This is a genomic window from Streptomyces colwelliae, from assembly GCF_048158785.1.
In the GTDB taxonomy this organism is placed as follows: domain Bacteria; phylum Actinomycetota; class Actinomycetes; order Streptomycetales; family Streptomycetaceae; genus Streptomyces.
On the sequence record NZ_JBLTJC010000399.1, the window covers coordinates 1 to 9,137 of the forward strand.

The 9,137-nt window shown below is 69.9% G+C and carries 6 protein-coding genes and 1 pseudogene; 6 read left to right on the forward strand and 1 reads right to left on the reverse strand.

From position 1 onward, the window contains the following. Positions 1-664: pseudogene (locus ACNFOC_RS45380) on the reverse strand (hypothetical protein); the annotation flags it as partial. A gap of 83 nt (positions 665-747) precedes the next feature. Between ACNFOC_RS45380 and ACNFOC_RS45385 the strand changes: the two are divergent. From ACNFOC_RS45385 to ACNFOC_RS45410, 6 genes are all read left to right on the forward strand, one after another. Further along, positions 748-1,749 (forward strand): LysR family transcriptional regulator, encoded by a 1,002-nt coding sequence (locus tag ACNFOC_RS45385; protein ID WP_416964855.1) that lies wholly within the window; start codon positions 748-750, stop codon positions 1,747-1,749. Between the two features lie 309 nt (positions 1,750-2,058). Then, positions 2,059-3,045 carry a hypothetical protein gene (locus tag ACNFOC_RS45390; RefSeq protein ID WP_416964856.1) on the forward strand — a complete coding sequence of 329 codons (987 nt, stop codon included), beginning with the start codon at positions 2,059-2,061 and terminating at the stop codon, positions 3,043-3,045. Then, the gene (locus tag ACNFOC_RS45395) at positions 3,045-5,300 is read left to right on the forward strand and encodes a bifunctional polysaccharide deacetylase/glycosyltransferase family 2 protein (RefSeq protein ID WP_416964857.1); all 2,256 of its coding nucleotides are present in this window, start codon (positions 3,045-3,047) and stop codon (positions 5,298-5,300) included. The genes ACNFOC_RS45390 and ACNFOC_RS45395 overlap by 1 nt, the downstream gene beginning before the upstream one ends. Then, a complete protein-coding gene (locus ACNFOC_RS45400; RefSeq protein WP_416964858.1) occupies positions 5,297-6,622 on the forward strand; it encodes an acyltransferase family protein in 1,326 nt (441 codons plus the stop codon). Before ACNFOC_RS45395 ends, ACNFOC_RS45400 begins: the two co-directional genes overlap by 4 nt. A gap of 188 nt (positions 6,623-6,810) precedes the next feature. Then, positions 6,811-8,202 carry a nitrate/nitrite transporter gene (locus ACNFOC_RS45405; protein ID WP_416964859.1) on the forward strand — a complete coding sequence of 464 codons (1,392 nt, stop codon included), beginning with the start codon at positions 6,811-6,813 and terminating at the stop codon, positions 8,200-8,202. Between the two features lie 143 nt (positions 8,203-8,345). Continuing rightward, positions 8,346-9,137: uroporphyrinogen-III synthase (locus tag ACNFOC_RS45410; RefSeq protein WP_416964860.1), on the forward strand; the 792-nt coding region annotated here is incomplete at its 3' end.

Here is a 9,137-nt window from a genome sequence, read left to right on the forward strand (position 1 = left end):
ACGGAACGCACCGGGTCATGCGCGCCAGGGGAACCGAACGACTTGGGCACTCCGATCGGCAAGCAGCCGCGAGACGTTGGCGAGCAGCCGAATCGACTCGAGAACGTTCTTGGCGATCACGGGCAGCATCACATTGAGCTCGAAGTTGCCCGCGGCCCCGGCGGTGCAGCGCCGGGCCCAGCATGAAGCACAGCTCGTCGGCCGCCTGCTCGAAGGAGTTCGCCGTGTGCAGGGCCTCGGGGTTGTCGGCGAGGAGGTGGGCCCAGCGGGCGCGGGACATGCCGCCGGTGTTGGGGGTCGTCGCGGTGGCGGCGTAGGCGGCGAACAGGGTCCAGTCGGGGGCGCCGTAGCGTACGCAGAGGATGAGGGACAGGGAGCCGAGGGCCGCAACTGCCGTTGCCGGTACGGCCGTTCGGGACTGGCCTTGGCGGTCGGTCAGCCTCGCCAGCCATGGGCCCGTCACTGCGGTCGCCGCCAGCCCCGTCGCGGTCACCGCGCCGGCCAGGGCGTACGAACCCCGTGAACCGGCGATCATGACGACCGCGCTCACGCTGAACATGCCTGCGGGGAGGCGGGCGATGAGGTTCCCGGCGGTGAAGGCTCGGGTGCCGGGGATCGTGAACAGGCGCCGGTAGGTGGTCCGTTGGGGCTTGCGGTGTGGCATACGGCAAGCGTCGCCCGGAGTGGATCACGGGGTCCAACACCTGGTCAGGGGCGATTCACGCACTCCCGTTGTAAGTTCGCCGGATGTCATGGACGCCCCGGACGACGCCCCGGATATCGACCCACCTGGACCCCCGTCTCCTCCTCGCCTTCGTCACCGTCGCCGAAGAACTGCACTTCACCCGCGCGGCCGCCCGTCTGTATGTCGCCCAGCAGGCGCTCAGCCGTGATGTGCGGCGGCTGGAGCGGGAGTTGGGGGCCGAGTTGTTCGTGCGGACCACCCGGCAGGTGACGCTGACGGCGGACGGTGAGCGGCTGGTGCCGTATGCGCGGCGGGTGCTCGGGGCGCAGGAGGAGCTGCTCGCCGCGTTCCGGGAGGTCCGGCCCCGGCCGCTGCTCGTCGATCTGAACTCTCCGGGGCTGGGCACCGGGCGCCGTGTGCTGCTCCGGGCCCGTGAACTCGCCCCGGAGCAAGAGCTGATGGCCCGCTATGAGAGTGGACTGGCGGGCGCGGCGCGGGAGTTGCTGGCGGGGCGGCTCGATGTGTCGTTCGGGCGGTTCGCCGGGCTGGATGCCGTGGTGCGGGCCGGGCTCGATCATCAGCTCGTGCGGTACGAGCCGATGGCCGTCCTGTTGCCCGAGGGGCATCGGCTGGCGTCCCTCGACGCGGTGCCTGTCGACGCGCTCGCGGGGGAGGCCGTGTACGCCGGGGCCGGGAATCCGCGTACTCCGGAGTGGACGGATCTCGCGCGTCGCTTGTTCGAGGGGCGTGACATCGAGATTGCCGCGCCCGCGCCCATGGCCGTAGGCGAAGAGGAGTTCGAGCGGGTCATGGCGAAGACGGGGATCCCGATTCTCGCCGTGGTGGATTTTCCGGCCATGCCCCGGACGGTGTTGCGGCCACTCGTGGACCCGGTGCCGTTGTCCGCCGTGTCGCTCGTGTGGCGAAAGGGGCTGGTACACCCCGGATTCGATGCGCTTCGACGTGCTGCGGTGGAGATCGGCAGTGCCGACGGATGGCTGCGTCGGCCGGTGAATGGATGGATTCCGGCCATCGACGTGGACATGCTAAAAAGGAGAAAATGACGCATCCCGTCACATGAAGTGCTCCCCGTGCGCTACCTTCAGGGCCTGAGCACGGTGTGGTAAGGGGGGCGCGAGGACCGGGTGGGGGCCCGGTTCGGCGGCGTGTGCTCAGGGTCGTTTGCGCACCCGGAACAGTCCCGTGGGGGGATGTGCGTGCGCATGGAAAAGTGGCGTGAAGACGCCCAACCGGAATGGCCCCAAGCTGCATCCGCGACCAGAGAAGTACCGGTCATAGGCGGAGAGGCCGAGGCGGCGTTCCCGGACAGCGAAGCGACCGGAGCAGCCGGAGAAACCAGAGGACCAGAGATCATGGAGGGCGGCAGGCATGCCGCCAAGGTCGGTCGGAACATCGGCACGGACGGTCGCCACGGTGACGCGGATGGTCGTCAGGCGGGCAAGGGCAGCCGTCGTACGGCCAAGGACGGTCGTCGTATACGGACCGGGTGGCCCGAGCCGCCCGCCGGCAAGGATGTGTCCGCCGTCGGCGCGGGAATCCTCGCCGATCCCTGGGGCGCGTCGCCGGAGACGGGGGCCGGGACCGGGGCCGAAGTGGGAGCGGCCGATCCCGACGAGGTGACCGTCCAGCTCGACGGGCCCGCCCGGCACGCGGAGTCCGGGGGCAAGAGCGGCACCGGCACCGGTAACGACGGTTCCGACCGGCCCGTCTTCGTCGACGAGTCCGGCCGTCGTAGCCGTAGGTACCGGCGGTTCGGTATGGCCGTCGGCATCGCGTGCGCGGTCTACGCCGTCGTCATCGTCATCACGTTGCTGTCCGGCAGTTCGGACGCGCCGTGGCTGCCGGTGCCGGGGCAGAAGGACGACGCGCCCGCGGGCAAGGTCGACACCTCGCCGCTGCCCGCCGAGTCGGGGCAGCCGTCCGGTGGCGGCGGCAGTGTGGCGCCGGGGAACATCCCGACGGCGAGCGACGGTACGACGCCGTCGCCGGGCGCCAGCGTGAGCGGCACGGCCGGCGCGTCCGCGAAGCCCGGCAGCAAGGCGAGCGCGTCCGCGTCGCCCGGGGCGTCCCCGAGCAAGAGCGCCTCGGCGCCGACAGGTGGCGGCGCGACCAATCCGGTCGTACAGCCCTCGCTGCCGGTCTCGTCCTCGCCCGCCCCGACGCCGTCGACGGCCACGAGTGCGCCGTCCGACCCGACACCGACCCCGAGCGCCTCGACGGGCACCGGCACGGTGGCCGACGGGCCGAGCAGCCCGTCGCCCGTGGCGCAGGGGCCGGCCGCTCCGTCGGACCCGGCGCCGGCGCCGGTCCCGTCCCCGACCCCGGAGCACATCCTCTGATGGCATCGCACAACCGCCGCCCCAAGGCCACGAACCAGGCCCCGGGCGGCCGTCACGGAGCAACTCCGGTCGCTCCAGGTGGAGTTGGGGCCCGCGCCGCACGCGATCCCCGGCGCCGCCGGCTGTCCATGCGGTTCCTGCTGCCGATGCTGCTCCTCGTGGCGCTGCTCGCGATGCTGATGCTGCGCGGCTATGTGCACAGCGAGATCCTCGCCGACCACCGCGTCCGCCCCGAGGCGGCGACCGACAAGGTGCCGAACAAGATCCTCGACGGCGGCCCGGTCATCGACACCCGCAGCGGCCGTACGACCAGCCTGGACGTGCCGGACCACGACATCGTGCTGACCTTCGACGACGGCCCCGACCCGACCTGGACACCCAAGGTCCTGGACGTGCTCAAGAAGCACCACGCGCACGCCGTCTTCTTCGTCACCGGCACGATGACCTCGCGCTACCCGGAGCTGGTCAAGCGCATCGTGGACGAGGGCAACGAGGTCGGCGTGCACACCTTCAACCACCCCGACCTCTCCTTCCAGTCGAAGAAGCGCATCGACTGGGAGCTGTCCCAGACCCAGTTGGCGATCACCGGCGCGGCCGGCATCCGCACGTCGCTGTTCCGGCCGCCGTACTCGTCCTCCGCCGACGCGATGGACAACCTGTCCTGGCCGGTGACCGAGTACATCGGCACCCGCGGCTACCTCACCGCCGTCAACAACACGGACAGCGAGGACTGGCAGAAGCCCGGCGTCGCGAAGATCATCAGCAACGCGACCCCGCGCGACGACAAGGGCGCGATCGTCCTCATGCACGACTCGGGCGGCGACCGCCACCAGACCGTGCAGGCGCTGGACAAGTTCCTGCCGGAGATGCAGGCCAAGGGCTACAGGTTCGACAACCTCACCCAGGCACTCGGCGCGCGCAGCGCGCTCACCCCGGTGACCGGCGTCGACCTGTGGAAGGGCAAGGCGTGGATCTTCCTGGTCCAGGCCTCGGACAGCACCACGAGCATCCTGGTGGTCGGTCTGGCGATCACCGGCTCCCTCGTCATCGCCCGCTTCGCGCTGATGCTCCTGCTCTCCGCCGTCCACGCCCGCCGGGTGCGCCGCAAGAACTTCGCCTGGGGCCCACCGGTCACCGAACCGGTGTCGGTCCTCGTCCCGGCGTACAACGAGGCCAAGTGCATTGAGAACACGGTCCGTTCACTGATGGCGAGCGAGCATCCCGTCGAGGTGATCGTCATCGACGACGGCTCGGCGGACGGTACGGCGAGAATCGTCGAGGCGATGGCCCTGCCGAACGTACGGGTCGTACGGCAGATCAACGCGGGCAAACCGGCCGCCCTCAACCGCGGCCTGGCGAACGCGAGTCACGACCTCATCGTCATGATGGACGGCGACACGGTCTTCGAACCCGCGACCGTACGGGAGTTGGTCCAGCCCTTCGGCGACCCGCGCGTGGGCGCGGTGGCGGGCAACGCGAAGGTCGGCAACCGGGACTCCCTCATCGGCGCCTGGCAGCACATCGAGTACGTGATGGGCTTCAACCTCGACCGCCGTATGTACGACATGCTCCGCTGCATGCCGACGATCCCGGGCGCCGTGGGGGCCTTCAGGAGAAGCGCGCTGGAGCGGGTCGGCGGCATGAGCGACGACACGCTCGCCGAGGACACCGACATCACGATGGCGATGCACAGGGACGGCTGGCGCGTCGTCTACGCCGAGAAGGCCCGCGCCTGGACGGAGGCCCCGGAGACGGTCCAACAGCTCTGGTCCCAGCGCTACCGCTGGTCCTACGGCACGATGCAGGCGATCTGGAAGCACCGCGGCGCGCTGCTGGACCGGGGCCCGTCCGGCCGCTTCGGGCGCGTGGGCCTCCCGCTGGTGGCCCTGTTCATGGTGATCGCCCCGATCCTGGCCCCGCTGATCGACGTGTTCCTGCTCTACGGCCTGGTGTTCGGCCCGACGGAGAAGACGTTCCTGGCCTGGCTGGGCGTCCTGGCGATCCAGGCGTTCTGCGCGGCCTACGCCTTCCGCCTCGACCGCGAACGCATGACCCACCTCGTCTCACTGCCCCTGCAACAGATCCTCTACCGCCAACTCATGTACGTCGTCCTGCTCCAGTCCTGGATCACCGCGCTCACCGGAGGCCGCCTGCGCTGGCAGAAGCTGCGGCGGACGGGGGTCGTGGAGGCGCCCGGGGGTCCGGTGCCGAGTGCGCGCAGCGGGAGCGGGAGCGATCGGAGGACTGTGGCATGACGCACGGATACACGACCGGGGCGGGTACGAGTCCGGAGCCGGAGTCCGGCCTCGAATCGACGCCGGCGTACGGGATTCCCCAACAGCGGCAGCAGGAACCGGAGTTGGCGCCGGAGTCGGCGCCGGAACCGAAGAAGGGCAAGGGGGCGGGGGGTGGCGGCCGGGACCGCTACCTCGACCTCCTCCGCACGATCGCCCTCGTCCGGGTCGTCATCTACCACCTCTTCGGCTGGGCGTGGCTGTCGGTCCTGTTCCCTTCCATGGGCGTGATGTTCGCGCTGGCGGGTTCGCTGATGGCCCGCTCGCTGAACCGTCCCGCGCTGGGCGTGATCAGAGGTCGGCTACGGCGACTGCTGCCCCCGCTGTGGGCGTTCGGGGCGGTGGTGCTGGTGATGATGTTCGGGATGGGCTGGAACCCGCTCAAGGACCCTGACATGGGCGGCACTTGGTGGGGCGCGGCGAAGATCCTCGACTACCTCGTGCCGTTCGGCGCGCCGCCGTATCCCGAGCATCTGGGTTCGGAGTCGGGCCTGTTGGAGAGCACGTGGGCGGACCAGGCGGCGGGCCCGTTGTGGTACTTGCGGGCGTATCTGTGGTTCGTGATCGCGTCACCGCTGCTGCTGTGGGCGTTCCGCAGGGTCCCGTGGGCGACGCTGCTGGCGCCTCTGGCGCTGACGGCGGTCGTAGGCACAGGCCTGGTGACCATCCCCGGCGAGACGGGCAACGCGGTGTCGGACTTCGCGGTGTACGGGGGCTGTTGGGTCCTGGGCTTCGCACACCACGAGGGTGTCCTGAAGAAGGTCCCGCGCTACCTCGCGGTATCGGGCGCGACCCTGATCATGGGCTTCGGGCTGTGGTGGGCGTCGGGTCATCTGGGCCCGGACGGCTGGGACTTGAACGACATCCCCCTGGCGCAGGCGACCTGGTCCTTCGGCATCGTGGTGATCCTGCTCCAATACGCCCCGTCCTGGCAGCAGTTGCCGGGCAGGCTGGCGAAGTGGGACAAGCTGGTGACCCTGTCCAACAACCGCGCCGTCACGATCTACCTGTGGCACAACCTCCTCATCATGGCCACGGTCCCGATCATCGACCAGCTGTACAGCCTGCCGTTCATGGAGAGCGACGGGGCGACCGCCTTCCTCGACAAGACGGACACGTTCCTGATGTTCCTGCTGATCTGGCCGCTCATCGCGGTCGCGATCCTCGCGTTCGGATGGATCGAGGACATCGCGGCCAAGCGGAGGCCGAGGCTGTGGCCCAACGGGGTCGGTAAAGGGGGCAGCGACGGGGTCGGTGGTGGGCGGTCCCGGCGAAGGGACTGAAGGCGAACGCCGCGCGACGGGCCTCCGTTCTTCCTCACCGCGCCCTCCCCGCGTTCGTGAGAGCAACGTTCCCTTGCAGTCACTCACAGCCACAGCGTGGAAACGCGCCCTCCATACCTTCGGGACTCAGACCGCTCGTTACCCCGTCGCAGGGGCAGCCCCGAGCCCCGGACCACAGTGGAGGCGTCATGACAGCCCCAGTCCCAGCGCCCGTCCCAACTCCCGCGCCCGCTCCCGGCAAGTGGATCGAGCACTGGGATCCGGAGGACGAGACGTTCTGGCAGGAGACCGGTGAGAAGGTCGCCCGTCGCAATCTCGTCTTCTCCGTGCTCTCCGAGCACATCGGCTTCTCGATCTGGACCCTGTGGTCCGTGCTGGTGCTCTTCATGGGCCCGGAGTACGGGCTGACCCCGGCCGACAAGTTCCTGCTGACGTCGATGGTCACGCTGGTCGGCGCGGTCGTCCGGGTGCCGTACACCTTCGCGGTCGCCGTCTTCGGCGGGCGGAACTGGACGATCGTCTCCGCGAGTCTGCTGCTCATCCCCACCATCGCCGCGTTCGTCGTGATGAAGCCGGGGACGTCGTTCGACACCTTCCTCTGGATCGGCCTGCTGGCCGGCATAGGCGGCGGCAACTTCGCCTCCTCCATGACCAACATCAACGCCTTCTTCCCGCTGCGGAAGAAGGGGTGGGCCCTCGGGCTGAACGCGGGCGGCGGCAACATCGGCGTCCCCGTCATCCAGCTCGTCGCCCTCGCGATCATCGGCGCCAGTGGCGGGCCGCGCGTGTTGCTCGGGATCTACATCCCGCTCATCCTGGTCGCCGCCGTCCTCGCCGCGCTCTTCATGGACAACCTCACCTCGGTGAAGAACGACACCGGCGCCGCGAAGGACGCCGCGCGGGACTGGCACACCTGGATCATGGCGTTCCTGTACATCGGCACGTTCGGGTCGTTCATCGGGTACGCGTTCGCGTTCGGGCAGGTGCTTCAGGTCCAGTTCGGCCGTACGCCGCTCCAGGCCGCGTATCTCACCTTCATCGGCCCGCTGCTCGGCTCGCTCATCCGTCCCGTCGGCGGCTGGCTCGCCGACCGGTACGGCGGCGCGAAGATCACCCTGTGGAACTTCGTCGCCATGGCCGCCGCGACCGCCATCCTGGTCGTCGCCAGCATGGAGAAGTCGCTGCCCCTGTTCGTGACCGTGTTCGTCGTGCTGTTCGTGCTCAGCGGGCTCGGCAACGGGTCGACGTACAAGATGATCCCCGGCATCTTCCAGACCAAGGCGCTCGCGAAGGGGCTCGAAGGTGACGAGGCCGCCGCCTACGGGCGTCGGCTCTCCGGGGCCTCCATGGGGCTCATCGGGGCCGTGGGCGCGCTCGGCGGGGTTGGCATCAACCTCGCCTTCCGGCAGTCGTTCCTGTCCTCCGGCTCCGGGACCGGCGCGTTCGTCGCCTTCCTCGTCTTCTACGGCCTCTGCTTCGTGGCCACGTGGGCCGTATACCTTCGCCGCCCGACCGCTCAGGCGCAGGCCAAGGCTTCCGCATCGGAGGCGAAGCCGCAGCTCAGCTATGCCGAGGTGTGACGTAACACCGCCGACATGAAGCCGAACCGAGCCTGTCACGCGCCGTTGACAGGCTCGATCGGCATGTAGGTCAGTAGGTATCGGCATGCGGGTATCGCACCACCGCATGTGCGACATGTACGACGACGTTCGGGACGAGAGCCATGCACGAGGAACAGCAGCTACCGGATCGCGCGCAACACGGCCCCCTCTCCGGGTTCACCGTGGGCGTCACCGCCGCGCGCCGCGCCGACGAGCTGGGGGCACTGCTCCAGCGGCGCGGCGCGGTGGTCGTGCACGCGCCCGCGCTGCGCATCGTGCCCCTGGCCGACGACAGCGAACTGCTCTCCGCGACCAAGGAGTTGATCGACCAGGCGCCGGACGTGGTGGTGGCCACGACGGCGATCGGGTTCCGGGGGTGGATCGAGGCCGCCGACGGGTGGGGGCTCGGAGAGGCGCTCCTCGACCGGCTCCGCGGGGTGGAACTGCTCGCGCGCGGGCCCAAGGTCAAAGGAGCGGTGCGCGCCGCCGGCCTGACCGAGGAGTGGTCGCCGTCGTCCGAGTCCATGGCGGAGGTGCTCGACCGGCTGCTGGAGGAGGGCGTCGAGGGGCGCCGGGTCGGCCTCCAGCTGCACGGCGAACCGTTGCCCGGGTTCGTGGAGTCGCTGCGGGCCGGGGGAGCGGAGGTCGTCGTCGTCCCCGTGTACCGGTGGATGCCGCCCGAGGACATCGCCCCGCTGGACCGGCTCCTGGACGCCACGGTCTCCCGCGGCCTGGACGCGCTGACGTTCACCAGCGCACCGGCCGCCGCGTCGCTGCTGTCCCGCGCCGCGCCGCTCCAGCGCGACCTGCTGCGCACCGCGCTCGAATCCGTGCGCGTCGGCGGTGTCGTCGGCTACGCGACCTGCTCACCGCACCTCGCCGAGACCCGGGCCGTCGTCGACGACATGCTCAAG